We start from the raw sequence: 18,026 nt of genomic DNA on the forward strand, positions 1-18,026 counted from the left end.
GGGCCGGCGTCGGACCGGGGCGGCGCGGGCGCGGAGCAGGCGGAGGCGGCCAGGACGGCCAGGCATGCCGCGGTGGCCGCCAGGATCTGTCTCATGGGGGAGGTCCGTTCACTCATCCAGCAAGGTCAGGGCCTTGGCCAGGGCGGGATCACGCCCGGCGGCCGCGTCCCCGGCGGTCAGGGGCACGTGGTGGTCGGGCGGCACGCCGACCCGGTCGATCACCTCGCGGTCAGGGCCGAGATGGCGCCTGGTGGGGAAGGTCAGGACGGTGTTGTTGCTCAGCAGGTACGGGTGCGGCGGGCCGGGGACGGACCCGGCGGTCCTGGTGCCGACCAGCCGGCCGGCGCGCAGGTCCTTGACCGCGGAGCTGAAGTGCTCGCACGCCGAGGCGCAGCCGCGGTCGGTGAGCACCACCAGCGGCAGGCCGAGCAGCTCGACGGTGTCGTCGGTCCACCCGGGCTGGCACGTGCCGTCCACGGTGCACTGGTAGGCGGTGGCCTTGTCGTGGACGAACGCGCTCACCAGCCGGATCGCCTCCGCGGGGTGGCCGCCGTCGTTGCCTCGCAGGTCCAGTACGACGCCGGACAGCGCCCGGCCGGTGCGCAGCCTGGAGATCGCCCTGAAGACCCTGTCCGCGGAGTCGGGGGCGAACCCGCGCAGCCGTACGTAGGCGACGTCGTCGTCCAGCAGCTCCGACCGCACCACCTGCAGGTCGGCCGGATCCCGCGGGTAGAGGCCGGGCTTGAGCGTCACGCTCCAGCGGCGGCCGGTGCTCTGCCGCAGCAGCCGCAGCCGCACCGGCCGCGCGTCCGGGTACTCGGGGTAGAGGACGGCGATCGCGGGGCCGGCCCTGTCGTCGATGAAGGGCGCCGATCCGTTGATCGATTCGATGATGTCGCCCGGACGCAGCCCTGCCGCCCGCGCGGCGCCGCCCTGAACGGCGGTGACGAACAGCGGGGGCAGGGTGGCGCCGGGCTCGCCGTGCAGCTCCGGACCGGTGACGTTCACCCGGAGGCCCAGGCCGTAGTCGTCGCCGTCGTAGGAGTCGGGCGGCCGCTCGGTGTCGTGCGCCCAGCGGGCGTGGTTGTCGTCGAGGGCGGCCACGACGGCCTCGAGGGTGACGACGGCCAGCCTGTCGCGGAGGTCGGGAACCTGATCGGTGATCTTCCGGTAGGCCGTCTCGAAGGCGGCCCAGTCGGCTTCGCGGTCACCGGTCAGCGCGGGCGTCGTCGCATCGGGCACCTCGTGCCCGTTGCGGTTGAGCTCCCGCGTCAGGGCGACGAATCCGGCGTGCAGCAGCGAGCGGGCGTCCAGCGTGGCGCCGCTGTAGTAGTTGCCGAGGATGCAGAAGTACGCCTGCTCGATGACGTCGATCGTGGTGGGCGTCTCCGCTCCGAGGCCCCCGAGGGCCGCGCGCATACCGTACCCGCCGCCTCGCCCGCCTCGCTGCGCGGCGGCGTCGGCGCCGTGCAGGCCGCCGCCAGGAGGAGGGCGAGTCCGGCGGCCGCGGTCCTGATCGCGGTCATGCGCCCCTTCTCCGCCGGTCGCCTGGCCGGGGTGCTGTCCCCGTCGGCGGCCTCGACAGGTCCGGTCATGTCAGCCGCCTCCGGATCCACCAGAAGCAGAACCACGTGAGGCCGGCGGTGAGGACGGCGTAGATCCCGGTCTCGATCCACTGGAAGGGCCAGAAGCGGTCGAGGGGGTGGTAGGTCGCCTTCTGCCGGTAGCCGAGCCGGTTGACCTCGACGATGCACGCCTCCGCGCTCGGCGGCCCCCCTGTCGGCGCGCAGGGCCCCGACGTCGTGGAGACCGGAACGGACCGCTCGACCGTCGACGACGGGGCCGGGCCCGGGCCACCCCGGCGCCGGTGGAGAGCGCGCGCCCGGACGGATCGACCAGCTCGCTGGAGAGGACCCAGGCGCCCGCGTGGCCGGGAACGGCCGACGTCCTCAGGAAGATCTGCACGGTTCCTCCTTCGCCTTGGTCTTGGTTGATGCCGAAACCGTCCACGTTCGCCTGGCCGAGCTCGAAGGTCCCCGCGACCGGGGGCATCAGGTGGGGCCGGACCAGTAGCGGCATGGCGAGCTGGACCGCGACGAAGACGGCCAGGGTGAGGGCCATGGCGGGCAGGGTGCGGCGCACCAGCATGCCCATGGCCACGCCGAGGACGAAGGCGAAGGCCGCGTACCCCATCGGGGCGATGCCGCGCGCACCGAACACCACGGGAGCCATCTGCGCCATCTCCGGGACGGCCGATCTGTCCAGGGGTTCGGACCACCAGGTCACCACGAGGCTGCACGCGGCGGCGGCGGCCATGGCCGCCAGGCCGGTGAGCCCGAGCTTGACCGCCAGCCAGCGGCCGCGGGTGACGCTCTGGTTCCACACCAGCAGATGCGTGGCCGCCTCCAGCTCGCGGGTGATCAGCGGCGCGCCCCAGAAGAGCCCGGCCAGCGCCGGCAGGATCAGCACGACCAGGCCGAGGGCGAGGAAGGGGACGTCGTGGTCGCCGAAGAACCGGTCGAAGAAGTCGCCGCAGGTGTTGTCCTGAACGCAGTCGGCGATCCCGGCGGAGTAGTGGGAGGCCAGGTCCGGGCCGGTCAGGGCCAGCACGGCGGTGAGGACGACGAGCAGGGCGGCCACCCCCGCGGCCGAGCCGCGGAACTGGCGCCAGGTCAGCCAGATCATCGCTGCACCTCCAGGACGGCTCGCCGGTTCTCGGCGGGGGGCTTTTCCATGTAGGCCAGGACGAGGTCCTCCAGGCTGAGCCGGCTGACCGTCCAGGCGGGGTCGTGGATCGGGGCGTCGGTGCGGACCACGAACGTGCTCTGCCGGTCGGTGTGACTGGCGGAGACGGCGTGCTGGCCGGCGGGGAGCCGGTCGGGATCGCGGCGCGGGCCGGTGAGCCGGTGGTGGACCTCCAGCAGCCTGTCGACCTCCCCGGCGACCAGCACGCGCGAGTCGACGAGGACGACCAGGTAGTCGCAGACCCGTTCCAGGTCGGAGACCAGGTGGGAGGAGAGCACGACGCTGAGCCGGTGCTCGGCGACGGCCTCCATCAGCCCTTGCAGGAACTCCCGGCGGGCCAGCGGGTCGAGCGAGGCGACCGGCTCGTCCAGGATCAGCAGCTCGGGCCGCTTGGCCAGGCCCAGGGTGAGGGCGAGCTGGGCGCGCTGGCCGCCGGAGAGCCTGCCCGCCCGCTGCGCGGGGTCGAGGCCGAGCCGCGCGATGCGCTCCCGCGCCATGGCGTCGTCCCAGCGCGGGTTGAGCCGCGCCCCCAGCCGGAGGTGATCGGCGACGGTCAGCCCCGCGTAGGCGGGGGTGTCCTGGGCGACGAAGCCGACCTTGGCCAGTTGCCCGGGCGTGCTCCCGGGCCGCCCGCCGAGCACGGTGATGTCCCCGGCCGTCGGCTCCAGCTGGCCGGCGGCCAGTTTCAGCAGCGTGGTCTTGCCGGCCCCGTTGGGGCCCACCAGCCCGACGACGTGCCCGGCCGGGATGTCGATGGTGCAGTCCCTCAGCGCCCATCGCCTGCCGTACCTCCGGCCCAGCCCCCGGGCCCGCAGGACGGCGGCCGCGGGGTCTCCCCCCGGGTCTCCCCCGGGGCCTTCGCCGCCGATGCGCCGTACTCGCCCGGCGCCCTCAATCTGCTCTGTCACGCGATGTCCTCCTGGGAGGCGGTCCGAAAGGTGGTCATGAACAGGGCCTCGATGCTCTCGTCGTCGAGGCCGGCCAGGCGGGCCTTGGCCAGCCAGCGCTGCAGGTCCCGGCGGAGCGGGCCGTGCGCGGCCAGGGAGGCGTCGGTGAGCGTCCTGGTGATGAACGTCCCGATCCCCGGCCGGGCGGAGGCCAGCCCCTCGTGCTCGAGCTCCCGGTAGGCCTTGAGCACCGTGTTGGGGTTGATCGCCAGCCGCGCCACCACGTCCTTGACCGTCGGCAGCTGGTCGCCCTCGCGGAGCAGGCCCAGCCGCAGCGCGTGCCGTACCTGCTGGACCAGCTGCAGGTACGGCGAGACGCCGGACCGGCCGTCGAGATGAAACTCGATCATCTAAACCTCATTTATCTAGGTTCCTAGCACTTTAGGATCCTAGGCGTTAAGAGAGCATAAGAACAGCCCCGCCTCCCGCCCCTGGGTCGGGAGCGGGAGGCGGGGCGCGGAAGGCGGGAGGCGGGAGGCGGGTCAGCGGCCCTTTAGGGGGTGCTGCGCCAGGACGCTGTGGCGGTAGCCGTACCCGGCGTAGATCACGACGCCGATGAGCATCCACGCGATGAACCGGAGCCAGGTCTCCACCGGCAGGTTGAGCATCAGGTAGAGGCAGGACAGCACCGACAGGACCGGCACCAGCGGCACCAGCGGGGTGCGGAAGGAGCGCGGCAGGTCCGGCCGGGTGCGCCGGAGGATCACCACCGCGAGCGAGACCACCACGAACGCGAAGAGCGTGCCGATGTTGACCAACTCGGCGATCGTGGCGAGCGGGACCAGCCCGGCCAGGACCGCCACCACCGCGCCGAGCAGCACGGTGATCCGGTACGGCGTGCCGTACACCGGGTGCACCCGGGCCAGCCCGCGCGGGAGCAGGCCGTCCCGGCACATCGCGAACGTCACCCGCGACTGGCCCAGCATCAGGATCATCACGACGGTGGTCAGGCCCGCGAGCGCGCCGACGCTGATCAGGGTGGCGGCCCAGGTCTGGCCCACGGCCTTGAACGCGTCAGCGAGCGGGGCGGCCTCGCTGAGCTCCCGGTACGGCTGCATGCCGACGACGACCACGGAGACGGCGACGTACAGGGTCGTGCAGACGGCCAGTGAGGCGATGATGCCGATCGGCAGGTCCCGCTGCGGGTCGCGGGTCTCCTCCGCCGCGGTGGCCACCACGTCGAAGCCGATGTAGGCGAAGAACACGATCGCCGCGGCGCTGAAGACCCCCGCGACGCCGAAGGCCACCGGCGTGATCCCGAAGAGCACCTGGATCAGCGGCGCCGACAGGCCCTCGACGGCGGGTGTCGCCTTGGCGGGCGGGATGAACGGCGTGTAGTTGGCGGCTCTGATGAAGAAGAGCCCCGCCACGATGACCAGCAGGATCACCGCGACCTTGATCGCGACGACGACCAGGTTGAGCCGCGACGAGAGCTTGACCCCGACCACCAGCACCGCGGTGAGGGCCAGCACGACGAGGGCCGCGGGCAGGTTGAAGACCGGGTCCTCGCCCGCCAGCGCGGCGGGCAGCCGCAGGCCGAGGGAGTCCAGCAGCGAGGTCAGGTAGCCCGACCAGCCGACGGCGACGACCGCGGCGCCGAGCATCATCTCCAGGATCAGGTCCCAGCCGATGATCCAGGCGGGGAACTCGCCCAGGGTGGCGAAGGAGAAGGTGTACGCCGACCCGGCCACCGGCACGGCGGAGGCGAACTCGGCGTAGCAGAGCGCCGCGAGCCCGCAGACGACGGCGGCGACGACGAACGACAGGGCGACCGCCGGCCCGGCCGTCTCCTTGGCCACCCGGCCGGTGAGCACGAAGATGCCGGTGCCCACGATGACGCCGACCCCGAACACGGTCAGGTCGAGGGCCGACAGTTCCTTCTTCAGCCGGTGCTCGGGCGCCTCGGTGTCCCGGATCGACTGCTCGACGGACTTCACTCGGAAAACGGCCACCGGAGCCTCCCCGTTCCGCGGATCACCTCCGGGTGTTTCCCCGTGATCGGCGGGTCATGCGGGCCGGGGAGGCCGGGTCCGCGCGGGTCAGCGGGCCGGGTGGTTCTCCAGGACCGGGGAGCGCTTCGCGACCGCCTCGGTGATCCCGCGGGCGATGTCCTGGGCGGTCAGGCCGATCTCGGCGAGGATCTTCGCCCGCTTGGCGTGGTCCAGGAAGCGCTGCGGGATGCCGTAGGTGCGGACCGGGACGTCCACGTCGGCGTCGCGGAGCATCCGGGCCACCGCGTCGCCCACGCCGCCGACCCGGCCGTTGTCCTCGACGACCACGACCAGCTTGTGCACCCGGGCGGCGGCCACCAGCGCCTCGTCCAGCGGCTTGACCCAGCGCGGGTCCACCACGGTGGCCGAGATGCCCTGGGCGTCGAGCAGCGCGGCGGCCTCCAGGCACGTCTCGGCCATCGGGCCGACGGAGACGACCAGCACGTCGGGGTCGCCCGCGCGCAGCACGTCCATCCCGCCGATCCTGCCCTCGGCCTCGATCTCGGACCCGACCGGGCCCTTGGGGTAGCGCACCACGGTGGGGCCGTCGTCGATCGCCACCGCCTCGGCGAGCAGCTCGCGCAGGCGCGGCTCGTCGCGTGGGACCGCGACGGACAGCCCCGGGACGACCTGCAGGATCGACAGGTCCCACATGCCGTTGTGGCTGGCGCCGTCATCGCCGGTGACGCCCGCCCGGTCGAGCACGACCGTGACCGGCAGCCGGTGCAGGGCGACGTCCATCAGCAGCTGGTCGAAGGCCCGGTTGAGGAAGGTGGCGTAGACCGCCACGACGGGGTGGAGCCCGCCGAGCGCCAGGCCGGCGGCGCTGGTCAGGGCGTGCTGCTCGGCGATGCCGACGTCGTAGAGGCGGTCGGGGTAGGCCTCGGAGAACGGGATCAGCCCGGTCGGGCCGAGCATCGCGGCGGTGATCGCCACGATGTCCTGGCGCTCGGCGCCGAGCCGTACCATCTCCTGGCCGAAGACGTTGGTCCAGCCGTGCGGCTTGGGCTTCTCCTCGCCGGTCAGCGGGTCGAAGACGCCGGGCGAGTGGAAGCAGTCCTCGCCGTGGTTCTCGGCGGGAGAGTAGCCGAAGCCCTTCTTGGTGAGCACGTGCACGATCACCGGGCGGCGGAAGCCGCGGGCCTTGCGCAGCGCCGCCTCGACGGCCTGCTCGTCGTGGCCGTCGACCAGCCCGATGTACTTCAGGCCGAGGTCCTCGAACATGACCTGGGGGGCCAGGACGTCCTTGATGCCCTTCTTGACGCCGTGCAGCGCGTCGTAGACCGGGGCGCCGACCACGGGCACCTTCGTCAGGTTGTCCTTGACGAACTCCAGCACGTCCTCGTAGCGCTGGGTGGTGCGCAGCGCGGCCAGGTGGTTGGCCAGCCCTCCGATGGTGGGCGAGTAGGAGCGGCCGTTGTCGTTGACCACGATGATCAGCGGCAGGTCCCTGTGGGCGGCGATGTTGTTCAGCGCCTCCCAGGCCATGCCGCCGGTGAGGGCGCCGTCGCCGATCACGGCGACGACCGTGCGGTCGCTCTCGCCGCGCAGCTTGTACGCCTTGGCCAGCCCGTCGGCGTACGACAGGGCGGTGGAGGCGTGGGAGTTCTCGATGACGTCGTGCTCGGACTCGGCCTGGCTCGGGTAGCCCGACAGGCCGTCCTCCTGGCGGAGCGTGCCGAAGCGGTCCGCCCGGCCGGTGAGCATCTTGTGGACGTAGGCCTGGTGGCCGGTGTCCCAGAGGATGCGGTCGCGCGGCGAGTCGAAGACGCGGTGCAGCGCGATGGTCAGCTCGACCACGCCCAGGTTCGGGCCGAGGTGCCCGCCGCTGCGGGCGGTGGAGCTGACGAGCAGGTCCCTGATCTCGGCGGCGAGCACCGGCAGCTCGTCCGCGCCCAGCAACTTGAGGTCCCGTGGTCCCTTGACCGACTCCAGAAGACCGCCCAGCCGTCCGGCGCGCTCGCTCACGGAATCATCCCCTCTGTCCTGACGTAACAGGGCGAGTCTAGTTCGCCTCTAGCGCGCCGCCTGCAAAGACGGGCAATCTACACGTTTTATCCACACTTGCCCTACCCTTTCCCTCACCATGAGCGCTCTCCCCTTCGGGTATCCGTCCTCCCTCGTCACCGCCGCCCTCTCCTTCTCGCTGGCGGCGGGCGCGGGTGCGGGCCAGGCGGGGGCGATCCCGGTGGCCGCGGCCCAGGCGCCCGCGGCCCCCGCCGGCACGGCTCTGACGCAGGGCAGGACCGCGGCGACCGCGAACCCCCTGTACGGCGCCGGCGCGCTGCCCTCCGTGGCCTGCCCGGCGGGACGGATCAAGGCGGGGAGCGCGGCCTCCTACAAGACCTTCATGACGCGCGTCGCCCGCTGCCTCGGGCTCGCCTGGGGCATCCAGTTCGGCAAGGCCGGGCTCGGCTTCACCCCGCCGAAGCTGCGCTTCGCGACCTCGCGGGTGAGCAGTCCCTGCGGGAAGTGGCCCGCGGGCGCGGGCGGCTACTACTGCTCCAGCGACCGCACCATCTACATCGGCCTGACCCGCGCCGTGCTGAAGAACCCCTACGGTCCCAACCACGCGCAGTTCATGGCCCACGAGTACGCCCACCACGTCCAGCAGCTGGCGGGCATCCTGCCCTACTACGGCCGGGCCGTCTGGCAGGCCGGCGCCCCGGCCAGGCTCGCGCTCTCCCGCCGCCTGGAACTGCAGGCCGACTGCCTGGCCTCGGCCTTCCTGCGCGGAGCCGCCGTCGACCTGCAGGTCACGCCGGAGCACTGGGAGGCCATGCTGGAGTGGACCGCCCGCAACGGCCACAAGAGCTGGCCGAAGAACGACCACGGCAGGGGCAGCAGCCAGGCCTACTGGATGGAGCGCGGCTTCGAGCGCGGGACCTCCGGCGCCTGCAACACCTTCACCGCCCCCCGCCGCGTCGTCGACTGAGCGCGCCGCCCGCCTCCGTACGGCTCCGCCGGAGGCCGGTCCGGTCCGCGGGCCCGCCGTCAGGAGCCGGCGCGCGCGAGGACCTCGAGGGGATCGGCGAGGACCTGGGCGAAGGCGAGCTCGGCCGCGCCCACGAGGGTGGCGTCGTCGCCGAGGGCCGTGGTGCGCAGACGCAGCTGCTCCCGCGACGGGGGGAGGGCGTCGAGGTTCAACCGGCTGCGGACCTGCGCGGCGGAGCCGAGGTAGACCTCGCGGAGCATGCCGCCGAAGACGACCATCTCCGGGTTGAAGACGTTGACCAGGTTGGCCACGCCCAGGCCGAGCCAGTCGCCGACCCGGCTCAGCGCCGCCTGGGCGACGATGTCGCCGCGGTCGGCGGCGGAGACCACCGCGCGGACGGCCTCCCTGCCGATCTGGGAGCCGAAGCGCCCGGCCGCCTCCAGCAGCGCCCGCTCCCCCACCTCGGCCTCCAGGCAGCCGCGCGAGCCGCAGCCGCACAGCCGGCCCTCGGGGTTGACGACCATGTGCCCGACCTCGCCGCCGAAGCCCTGATGGCCGCCGAGCAGGGCGCCGCCCGCGATCACGCCGCCGCCGACGCCCACGTCCCCGTGGAGGTAGACGAGGTCGCGGCAGCCGACGCCGACGCCGCGCAGGTGCTCGGCCATCGCCGCGAGGTTGGCGTCGTTGCCGACCGCCACCGGCAGGCCGAGTGCGAGGCGGCGGGCCATCTCCTCACCGAACGGCACGTCCACCGAGCCCATGTTCGGCCCGAATCTGACGACGCCGTCGCTCTGCGCCACCCCGCCGGAGAAGGCCGCGGCCACCCCGACGCAGACGGTGTCCGGCCGCGTCTTGCGGTGCATCTGCCGGGCGAAGGCGGCCAGCGGCCCGACGACCTCCTCCAGCGAGAAGGGACCGCGCCGCCGTACCGTCTCCCGGCGGTCGAGGACCGCCCCGCCCAGGCCGACGCGGGCGGCGACCAGCCGGTCGACCCCGACGTCCAGGGCGAACACGTAGACCCGTGCCGACTCGGGGCGGACCACCAGGGAGGGGCGCCCCGCCCGGCCGGTCTCCCGGGGCAGCTCCTCGCGGACCAGGCCGGCGGCGGTCAGGTCCGCGGTGAGCGCCATGATGGTGCTGCGGTTCAGTCCCATCCTGCTGGTGAGTTCCGCGCGCGAGGTCGGCCCGCTCAGGTGGACATGGCGGAGCAGAGCGCCGAGGTTGTGGCGTCTGATCTCCTCTTGGGAGGGCCGGCCCGCATCGCGTGGTGTTCCTTCGGGGGTCAGGAGCATCGATCACCTTAGACCGGCACCGGTCACCTCATGCCGGTGGCCGCCGCGCGCTTGCGGGAGAACGCGTCCACGCTCGCCGCCAGGAGCAGGACCGAACCGGTGACGATGTACTTCACGCCGGAGCTGTAGCCCATCAGGCCCATGCCGTTCTCGATGACCGCGACCACGGCGCCGCCCAGGATGGCGTCCAGCACCCGGCCCTTGCCGCCGAACAGGCTGGTCCCGCCGATGACGGCCGCGCCCACCGCGTACAGCAGCACGTTGCTGCCGCCGGTGTTGGGGTCGACCGAGCTGGCCCGGGAGGCCGCGATGACGCCGCCGAGCGCCGCCAGGGTGGAGCAGATCATGAACGCGCTGATCTTCATCCGGTCCACGTTGATGCCCGCCCGGCGCGCGGCCTCGGCGCTGCCGCCGACCGCGTACAGGTGCCGCCCGAAGGAGGTGCGGCGCAGCACGAACGTGAGGACCAGCAGGAGCACGATGATGATCGGGACGACGATCGGCACGCCCTTGAGCGAGACGACCGCGGCGTTGCGGCTCCGCTCCAGGTTGAGGAAGTAGACGGCCAGACCGCCGAGGACGGCCAGCGCCCCGACCCGGACCGCGATCAGCGAGACCGGGTCGGCGGTCAGACCGCGCCCGGCCCGCTTGCGCGCGCGCAGCAGCTGCAGTCCCGCGTACGCCGCGACCCCGACCACCAGCAGCGCCCAGCCCAGCACGGGCGGCAGGTAGTTGTTGGAGATCGCCAGGATCGTCTCGTCCCGGATGGAGATGTTGGTGCCGCCCTTGACCAGCAGCAGCACCAGGCCCTGGAAGCCGAGGAAGGCGGCGAGCGTCACCACGAAGGACGGGATGCCGAGCTTGGCGACCAGCGTGCCGATGACGCTGCCGATCACCGCTCCGGTGAGGATGGCCGCGCCCACGGCGACGTACCAGGGCATCCCCTGCTCGGTGAGCAGGATCGCGAGCACCGCGGCGCAGACACCGCTGGCGAAGCCCGCCGACAGGTCGATCTCGCCGAGGAGCAGCACGAAGACCAGGCCCATGGCGATCACGGTGACCGCGGCGCCCTGGGTGAACAGGTTGGCGAAGTTGCCCGAGGTGAGGAACGAGGGCCGCAGGATCGAGAAGACCGCGCAGAGCACGACCAGCCCGAACACGGCGGGCAGCGCGCCCATGTCGCCCCCGCGGACCCGCTCGGCGTAGCCGCGGACGTTGGCGGCGATCGAGGGCCCCTCGACCGGGGCGGGCTTGAGGGTGGTGGTCATGCCGGAACTCCGTTGGTGAGGCCGAGGTCCCCGCTCCGGCCAGAGGTGATCAGTTCGACGACCTGCGCGTGGGTGACGTCGGAGGTCTTCACCTGAGCCGCCATCCGGCCGAGGTAGAGCGCGGCGATCCGGTCGGACACCGCGAACACGTCGTTCATGTTGTGCGAGATGAGCACGACGGCGAGGCCCTGGTCGGCGAGGCGGCGGACCAGCTCCAGCACCTGCGCGGTCTGGGCGACGCCGAGGGCGGCGGTGGGCTCGTCGAGGATGACGACCTTGCTGTTCCAGAGCACCGCCTTGGCGATGGCGACGGTCTGCCGCTGGCCGCCGGAGAGGCTGGAGACGTGCTGCCGGATGGACTTGACGGTCCGGACGAGAGGCTCTCCAGCGTCTTGGCCGCCATCTCCTCCATGGTGTCCTCGTCGAGGATGATGCCGCGCTTGTGCTCGCGGCCGAGGAACATGTTCTGGACGATGTCCAGGTTGTCGCAGAGGGCGAGATCCTGGTAGACGATCTCGATGCCCAGGGCGGCGGCATCGCGCGGAGAGCCGACCTGGACGGGCTTGCCCTCGAAGAGGTACTCGCCGGAGTCGATGGGGTGGATTCCGCCGACGCACTTGACGAGCGTGGACTTGCCGGCGCCGTTGTCGCCGACGAGCGCCGTCACCTCCCCGGGGTAGACGGAGAAGGCGACGTCGTGCAGGACCTGTACGGGACCGAAGCTCTTGTCGATCCCGCGGAGTTCCAGTACGGGGGTCATACGGTGCTCCTCGGATGCGGGGCGCGGCCGGCCGGCCCCTCAGGGGCCGGCCGGCCATGCCCTCGGCGCGTTACTGGATTCCGGCCTCGGTGCACTTGGCGGCGAACTCGCCGGTGCACAGCTCTTCCTTGCTGACGAAGCCGTCGGCCACGACGTCCTTGACGTTCTCGAAGAAGATCGCCTGCGGGTCGAGCAGGACGGCGGGCACGTCGGCGCCGCTCTCGGTGTCCTTGACCGTGCCGGTCGCCGCCGGCTTCTCGCCCTTGGCCAGGCCGATCGCGAGCTCCGCCGCCGCGTCCGCCTCCTTCTTGATCGCCTTGTAGACCGTCATGCACTGGTCGCCGGCGAGGATGTTCTGCAGGCCCTGGACGGTGGCGTCCTGGCCGGTGACCGGGACCTTGCCGTTGAGCTTGTTCTTCTTCAGCACGGTGATCGCGGCGTTGCCGAGACCGTCGTTCGCGGCGAGCACACCCGCGATCTTCGGCTGCTCGGTCAGCATCTGCTCGAAGATCGTGCCGGCCTGGGCGTTGTCCCAGTCCGGAACCGACTGGTCCGGGCCCTTGACGTACTCGCCCGCGTCGTACTTGGGCTTCAGCACGCCGTCGTAGCCGTTCTTGAACAGCGTGGCGTTGTTGTCGGTCGGCGAGCCGTTGAGCTCGGCGACGATCGGCTTGTCGGCCTTCTTGTCGGTCAGGCACTTCACCAGGCCCTCACCCTGCAGGGTGCCGACCTTGGTGTTGTCGAAGCTGACGTAGTAGGACGCGCCGCCGTTCAGGGTCAGGCGGTCGTAGTCGATCGTGGCCACGCCCTGGGCCTTGGCCTTGTCGAGCACGGCCTTGCCGGTGCCGCTGTCCAGGTTGACGATCATCAGCACGGTGGCGCCGTTGGTGATCATCTGGTCGGCGATGGTCTGGAACTGGTTCTTGTCACCCTGGGCGTTCTGGATGTCGTAGGCGACGCCCGCCGCCTTGAACGCCTCCTCCAGGTACTTGCGGTCCGCGGTCTCCCAGCGGGCCGAGGACTTGCTGTCCGGCAGGATGACGCCGACCTTCCCGGCGGCGGCCGGCTGGCTCGCGGCGCCGGAGGGAGCGGTGCTGCTCTGAGCGGTGGTGTCGCCGCCCTCGCCCCCGCAGGCGGTGAGACCGAGGGTCATCGCCGCGGCGGCGGCGGACAGGCTGAGGATCCCCTTGCGCATGGTGCACGGGTCCTTTCTTCGAGAACTTCGAGAGATGGGGGGTCGGGAAGTGCGGCATGCCGAATTCACCGGCGCGGTTCTCCGGGTCGCGGATCACCGTGCCGTTGAATGTTGTTTGCGGCAACGTATTCCGCTGTGGCCTGGAACACCAGACCTTGTCCGGGTAAAGTTTGTTGTGGCCGGTAACAATCCAGAAACGTGGGATTAACCCAGGTTGCTCTGCCGGATCAAGGCCGGTGCGGAGCGCGCGGCGAGAGCGGCGATCCCGGCCCCTGACGCGCGCGGCGAAACCGGGGATCCCGGCCCTGACGCGCCCGCCGGCGTCCGCGGGACGCGGCACGGACGAAACGGACCCGCGGAGCCCCTCCGCCGCGCTCCCGGGAACGACAGAGCCGCCCGGCGGGGTGTGTCCCGCCGGGCGGCTCTGGTCTGGGGTGTCTCCCCCGATGCGGGCGGGGCCTGACGTTCGGGCCCCGCCCCCCTGCCTCAGCTCTTGGCGAGCAGGGAGCGCAGGACGTACTGCATGATGCCGCCGTGGCGGTAGTAGTCGGCCTCTCCCGGCGTGTCGATGCGCACGACCGCCTGGAACTCCTTGCCGTCCGCCCGCACGGTCACCGTGCGCGGCACGCCGCCGGAGTTCAGCTCCTCGACCCCGACGATGTCGAAGGTCTCCCTGCCGGTCAGGCCGAGGGAGTCGGCCGTCTCGCCCTCGGGGAACTGCAGCGGCAGCACGCCCATGCCGATCAGGTTGGAGCGGTGGATGCGCTCGTAGGACTCGGCGATGACGGCGCGGACGCCGAGCAGCGCGGTGCCCTTGGCCGCCCAGTCGCGCGAGGAGCCGGAGCCGTACTCCTTGCCGGCCAGGACGACGAGCGGGATGCCCGCGGCCTGGTAGTTGGCGGAGGCGTCGTAGATGAAGCTCTGCGGGGCGTCGGCCTGGGTGAAGTCACGGGTGTAACCGCCCTCCACCCCGTCCAGCAGCAGGTTCTTCAGCCGGATGTTGGCGAAGGTGCCGCGGATCATCACCTCGTGGTTGCCGCGCCGGGAGCCGTAGGAGTTGAAGTCCTTGACCTCGACGCCGTTGGCCCGCAGGTACTCCGCGGCGGGGGTGCCGGGCTTGATGGAGCCGGCCGGGGAGATGTGGTCGGTGGTGACCGAGTCGCCGAGCTTGGCCAGCACCCGGGCGCCGGAGATGTCGGTGACGGGCTCCGGCTGGGCGGGCATGCCGTCGAAGTAGGGGGCCTTGCGCACGTAGGTCGAGGCCGGGTCCCACTCGAAGGTGTCGCCGGTCGGGATCGGCAGCGACTGCCAGCTCTCGTCGCCCTTGAACACGTCGGCGTAGTCCCGCAGGAACATCTCCTGGTCGATCGAGGAGCCGACGACCTCGGAGACCTCCTCCGGCGACGGCCAGATGTCGGCGAGGAAGACCGGCTCGCCGTCGGCGCCGGTGCCCAGCGGCTCGGCGTTCAGGTCGATGTCCATCGTGCCCGCCAGGGCGTAGGCGACGACCAGCGGCGGCGAGGCCAGGTAGTTCATCTTGACGTCGGGGTTGATCCGGCCCTCGAAGTTGCGGTTGCCGGACAGCACCGCGGTGACCGCGAGGTCGTTCTCCTGGATCGCGGCCGAGATCTCCTCGTCCAGCGGGCCGGAGTTGCCGATGCAGGTGGTGCAGCCGTAGCCGACCAGGTTGAAGCCGATCTTGTCGAGGTACGGCTGCAGCCCGGAGCGCTCGAAGTAGCCGGTGACGACCTGCGAGCCGGGGGCCAGGGAGGTCTTGACCCACGGCTTGCGGGTCAGGCCCTTCTCGACCGCCTTCTTGGCCAGCAGCGCCGCGCCCATCATCACGTAGGGGTTGGAGGTGTTGGTGCAGCTGGTGATGGCCGCGATGGTCACCACGCCGTGGTCGATCTCGAAGCCCGTGCCGTCGGAGAGCGTGACCGGGACCGGCTTGTGCGGGCGCAGGCCGTTCGCGCGGGAGTTGGAGGCCGGGGCGTCGGAGGCCGGGAAGCTCTCCTCACTCGCCTCGTCCACGCCGTCGCCCTCGAAGTCGGTGACGTAGTTGCGCACGTCGCGCCGCCAGGTCTCCTTGGCCGTCGAGAGCGCGATGCGGTCCTGCGGGCGCTTGGGGCCGGCGATGGACGGCACGACGGTGGCCAGGTCCAGCTCGATGTACTCGGAGAAGACCGGCTCGGGCGCCGACGGGTCGAGCCAGAGGCCCTGGGTCTTGGCGTAGGCCTCGACCAGCGCGACCTGCTCCTCGGAGCGGCCGGTGAGCCTCAGGTAGTTGACCGTCTCGCCATCGATCGGGAAGATCGCGCAGGTCGAGCCGAACTCGGGGCTCATGTTGCCGATGGTGGCGCGGTTGGCCAGCGGCACGCTGGAGACGCCCTCACCGTAGAACTCGACGAACTTGCCGACGACGCCGTGCTTGCGCAGCATCTCGGTGATGGTGAGCACCAGGTCGGTGGCGGTGGCGCCGGCCGGGAGCTTGCCGGTCAGCTTGAAGCCGACCACGCGCGGGATCAGCATGGAGATCGGCTGGCCGAGCATGGCGGCCTCGGCCTCGATGCCGCCGACGCCCCAGCCCAGGACGCCGATGCCGTTCTCCATCGTGGTGTGGGAGTCGGTGCCGACGCAGGTGTCCGGGTATGCAGCGAGAACTGCCTTGCCGTCCTTTTCGACGCTGCGCGTCATCACGACGCGGGCCAGGTGCTCGATGTTGACCTGGTGCACGATGCCGGTGCCGGGCGGGACGACCTTGAACTCGTCGAACGCCGTCTGGCCCCAGCGCAGGAACTGGTAGCGCTCGCGGTTGCGCTCGTACTCCCGCTCGACGTTGCGCCGGAAGGAGTCGGGCCCGCCGAAGAAGTCGACGATGACCGAGTGGTCGATGACCATCTCGGCCGGGGCCAGCGGGTTGATCCGGGCCGGGTCGCCGCCGAGGTCGCGGACGGCCTCGCGCATGGTCGCCAGGTCCACGACGCAGGGCACGCCGGTGAAGTCCTGCATGATCACACGGGCCGGGGTGAACTGGATCTCCACGCTCGGGGCGGCGGACGGGTCCCACTGGCCCAGCGCACGGATGTGGTCGGCCGTGATGTTGGCGCCGTCCTCGGTGCGGAGCAGGTTCTCCATCAGGATCTTCAGGCTGTACGGGAGGCGCGCCGACCCCTCGACGGCGTCCAGCCGGTAGATCTCGTATGCCGCGTCACCGACGCGGAGCGTGTCACGGCTGCCGAAGCTGTTCGCGGACACGATTCGCCTCCCTCATCACCAGGTCGTCTGGGTCCTCTGGCGCCCCGTAGCTGAAAGGCGCAATTGAATCCTGCCGCACCGCGCGAGTGCCCCTGCCGGTTAGGTATGCCTAACCCGCATGTCACCGATGGGTTGCAGCGGATGTCTCGACATCAAGATATCGCCTGAGATATCTCGACATCAAGTTACTAGCCAGTATGGTCACACCAGCAGGAAGCGCCAGTAGACGAGTCCCAGGACGACGACGGAGAGCACGGGGGCGAGGAACTTCTGCTCGAAGGCGCGGCCCGTCTTGATGCCGATCTTCCATGGCAGCAGCCAGCGCTGCTTCATCGGCCACAGCACCGGGCAGCCCTTCTCGGTGCAGCAGTCCCCCACCACGTGCACCAGGCAGCCGACCGCGACCGCCACCCCGAGCCAGGCGTATCCCACGCCGTCCGAGCGGAACACCAGGAACAGCCCGGCCGTCAGCGCGACGTTCACCATCGCCGAGGCGACCTTCTTGCCCGGCACCCCGATCCCGATGGCGCGCAGCGCCAGGCCGATCAGGAGCACGACCAGCACGTCGCGGCCGATCGGATGGGTATTGGCCAGGTAGTGGGCGCCGAATCCGGCCGCGGCCGCGAACAGCAGCGAGTGGGTGGCGTTGCGGTGCCCGCCGGCCAGCCAGTTGACCCCCTTGCTCAGTGCCCAGGTGACCGGGCCAAAGGTCTGCGCGATCGTCGCGCTGGGATGGTCCAGGTCCGGCAGCATCGCGGCTCCGGCGCAGATCAGCGCCCCCGCGATGAACTCGGCCGGGGTCAGCGCGTTCACCATGACGCCGGTCTCGACGAACCGGGAGGATTCGGTGAGCAGCGGCAGCGCGGCCAGTGGCGGCGCGATGCCCAGCCAGGCGATCGCCCCCGTCAGCGCGTGCGTGTGCCCCATCATCGCTTGACCACCACCATCAAGATCACACCTGGTGAGCGTACGGCATGGCCGCCCGGAACGGCGGACCGATCCATTGTCACCGGAGAGATCGCACCGGGGAAGCCGCCCGGGAGCGGCGCAGGAGAGGCCCGGGAGAGGCCCGGGAGAGGCCCGGGAGAGGCCCGGGAGAGGCGCGGAACGCGGCGGCGGAGGCGCACGGAGGTGCGGAAACGGCAGACGGGACCGTTCCGCACCGAAAGCACCCCCCAGCCCTTCCGGCACGGAACGAATCCCGTCTATGTCATTTGTAACGCCTAGGTCTCGGTGCTTGTTCCGAAATCCGGCGAGAATCTCGTGATCTATCTCACTTTTTCGCTGAGTGGCCGCGCGCTCGCTCCAGGTGACCGGTCCTCGCACGGTGATCCACGGGGATTCGGGGTTGTCGTAAGAATGTTCTCGATATATCTTTGAAGAGTCTAGAGCGATCAAAAGACGGTCGCCTGAAGAGGAGGACGACATGACGTCCGCACACGCGATGGGCGGGTGGCCGGGGGCCGATCCCCGGGAGATCCGCCGCGAGATGAAGCGCGCCGCCCGGGAGGCCTGGCGCGCCATGGCCGAGAGCCGGCACGAGTCCGGACCACGGCGCGGCCACCACGGTCCGTCCGGTCCCCACGAGGGCGGGCCGCACGAGCACCGGCACCGCGGCCACCGGGGCGGCGGCCGCGG

Annotated in this window: 12 protein-coding genes and 2 pseudogenes; 2 read left to right on the top strand and 12 right to left on the bottom strand. The window is 71.3% G+C overall.

The genetic code is table 11. From position 1 onward, the window contains the following. Window positions 1-108: 108 nt before the first annotated feature. The 6 genes from ACWJ6R_RS12640 to dxs all read right to left on the bottom strand — a co-directional run bounded on the left by ACWJ6R_RS12640 (window position 109) and on the right by dxs (window position 7,651). Complete coding sequence (locus ACWJ6R_RS12640; RefSeq protein ID WP_449062400.1) at window positions 109-1,419, bottom strand: S41 family peptidase; 1,311 nt, start codon at window positions 1,417-1,419, stop codon at window positions 109-111. Window positions 1,420-1,596: 177 nt separating this feature from the next. After that, complete coding sequence (locus ACWJ6R_RS12645; RefSeq protein WP_449062401.1) at window positions 1,597-2,685, bottom strand: ABC transporter permease; 1,089 nt, start codon at window positions 2,683-2,685, stop codon at window positions 1,597-1,599. Beyond that, window positions 2,682-3,515, bottom strand: coding sequence for an ABC transporter ATP-binding protein (locus ACWJ6R_RS12650; protein WP_449062411.1), 834 nt, complete (start codon window positions 3,513-3,515; stop codon window positions 2,682-2,684). The genes ACWJ6R_RS12645 and ACWJ6R_RS12650 overlap by 4 nt, the downstream gene beginning before the upstream one ends. A gap of 134 nt (window positions 3,516-3,649) precedes the next feature. Next, the gene (locus ACWJ6R_RS12655; RefSeq protein ID WP_449062402.1) at window positions 3,650-4,042 is read right to left on the bottom strand and encodes a GntR family transcriptional regulator; all 393 of its coding nucleotides are present in this window, start codon (window positions 4,040-4,042) and stop codon (window positions 3,650-3,652) included. A gap of 132 nt (window positions 4,043-4,174) precedes the next feature. After that, window positions 4,175-5,644: an amino acid permease gene (locus ACWJ6R_RS12660; RefSeq protein ID WP_449062403.1), complete on the bottom strand. Its 1,470-nt coding sequence runs from the start codon at window positions 5,642-5,644 to the stop codon at window positions 4,175-4,177. An 87-nt stretch (window positions 5,645-5,731) separates the two neighbouring features. Next, the gene (gene dxs / locus ACWJ6R_RS12665; RefSeq protein WP_449062404.1) at window positions 5,732-7,651 is read right to left on the bottom strand and encodes a 1-deoxy-D-xylulose-5-phosphate synthase; all 1,920 of its coding nucleotides are present in this window, start codon (window positions 7,649-7,651) and stop codon (window positions 5,732-5,734) included. A gap of 118 nt (window positions 7,652-7,769) precedes the next feature. Here dxs and ACWJ6R_RS12670 point away from each other — a divergent pair, with 118 nt between their 5' ends. Then, a complete protein-coding gene (locus tag ACWJ6R_RS12670; RefSeq protein WP_449062405.1) occupies window positions 7,770-8,618 on the top strand; it encodes a neutral zinc metallopeptidase in 849 nt (282 codons plus the stop codon). 59 nt (window positions 8,619-8,677) lie between these two features. Here ACWJ6R_RS12670 and ACWJ6R_RS12675 read toward each other — a convergent pair whose 3' ends face one another. The 6 genes and pseudogenes from ACWJ6R_RS12675 to ACWJ6R_RS12700 form a co-directional block, all read right to left on the bottom strand. Beyond that, window positions 8,678-9,910 carry an ROK family transcriptional regulator gene (locus ACWJ6R_RS12675; RefSeq protein ID WP_449062406.1) on the bottom strand — a complete coding sequence of 411 codons (1,233 nt, stop codon included), beginning with the start codon at window positions 9,908-9,910 and terminating at the stop codon, window positions 8,678-8,680. A 23-nt stretch (window positions 9,911-9,933) separates the two neighbouring features. Further along, window positions 9,934-11,178, bottom strand: coding sequence for a sugar ABC transporter permease (locus ACWJ6R_RS12680; RefSeq protein WP_449062407.1), 1,245 nt, complete (start codon window positions 11,176-11,178; stop codon window positions 9,934-9,936). Further along, window positions 11,175-11,938: pseudogene (locus ACWJ6R_RS12685) on the bottom strand (ATP-binding cassette domain-containing protein). The gene ACWJ6R_RS12680 and the pseudogene ACWJ6R_RS12685 overlap by 4 nt, the downstream one beginning before the upstream one ends. Before the next feature lie 70 nt (window positions 11,939-12,008). Continuing rightward, a complete protein-coding gene (locus ACWJ6R_RS12690; RefSeq protein WP_449062408.1) occupies window positions 12,009-13,133 on the bottom strand; it encodes a sugar ABC transporter substrate-binding protein in 1,125 nt (374 codons plus the stop codon). Window positions 13,134-13,619: 486 nt separating this feature from the next. Then, a complete protein-coding gene (acnA, locus tag ACWJ6R_RS12695) occupies window positions 13,620-16,388 on the bottom strand; it encodes an aconitate hydratase AcnA (protein WP_449062409.1) in 2,769 nt (922 codons plus the stop codon). A 201-nt stretch (window positions 16,389-16,589) separates the two neighbouring features. Continuing rightward, the gene (locus tag ACWJ6R_RS12700) at window positions 16,590-17,318 is read right to left on the bottom strand and encodes a metal-dependent hydrolase (protein ID WP_449062410.1); all 729 of its coding nucleotides are present in this window, start codon (window positions 17,316-17,318) and stop codon (window positions 16,590-16,592) included. 496 nt (window positions 17,319-17,814) lie between these two features. Between ACWJ6R_RS12700 and ACWJ6R_RS12705 the strand changes: the two are divergent. Continuing rightward, window positions 17,815-18,026: pseudogene (locus ACWJ6R_RS12705) on the top strand (PadR family transcriptional regulator); the annotation flags it as partial.

This window comes from Planomonospora algeriensis (assembly GCF_977012225.1).

Bases quoted from the DNA above. Each gene is read 5' to 3' on its own strand.
- ACWJ6R_RS12675 (WP_449062406.1), bottom strand. From the start codon at position 9,910: ATGCTCCTGACCCCCGAAGGAACACCACGCGATGCGGGCCGGCCCTCC.
- ACWJ6R_RS12690 (WP_449062408.1), bottom strand. From the start codon at position 13,133: ATGCGCAAGGGGATCCTCAGCCTGTCCGCCGCCGCCGCGGCGATGACC.
- ACWJ6R_RS12680 (WP_449062407.1), bottom strand. From the start codon at position 11,178: ATGACCACCACCCTCAAGCCCGCCCCGGTCGAGGGGCCCTCGATCGCC.
- ACWJ6R_RS12640 (WP_449062400.1), bottom strand. From the start codon at position 1,419: ATGCGCGCGGCCCTCGGGGGCCTCGGAGCGGAGACGCCCACCACGATC.
- ACWJ6R_RS12670 (WP_449062405.1), top strand. From the start codon at position 7,770: ATGAGCGCTCTCCCCTTCGGGTATCCGTCCTCCCTCGTCACCGCCGCC.
- ACWJ6R_RS12645 (WP_449062401.1), bottom strand. From the start codon at position 2,685: ATGATCTGGCTGACCTGGCGCCAGTTCCGCGGCTCGGCCGCGGGGGTG.
- ACWJ6R_RS12655 (WP_449062402.1), bottom strand. From the start codon at position 4,042: ATGATCGAGTTTCATCTCGACGGCCGGTCCGGCGTCTCGCCGTACCTG.
- ACWJ6R_RS12700 (WP_449062410.1), bottom strand. From the start codon at position 17,318: ATGATGGGGCACACGCACGCGCTGACGGGGGCGATCGCCTGGCTGGGC.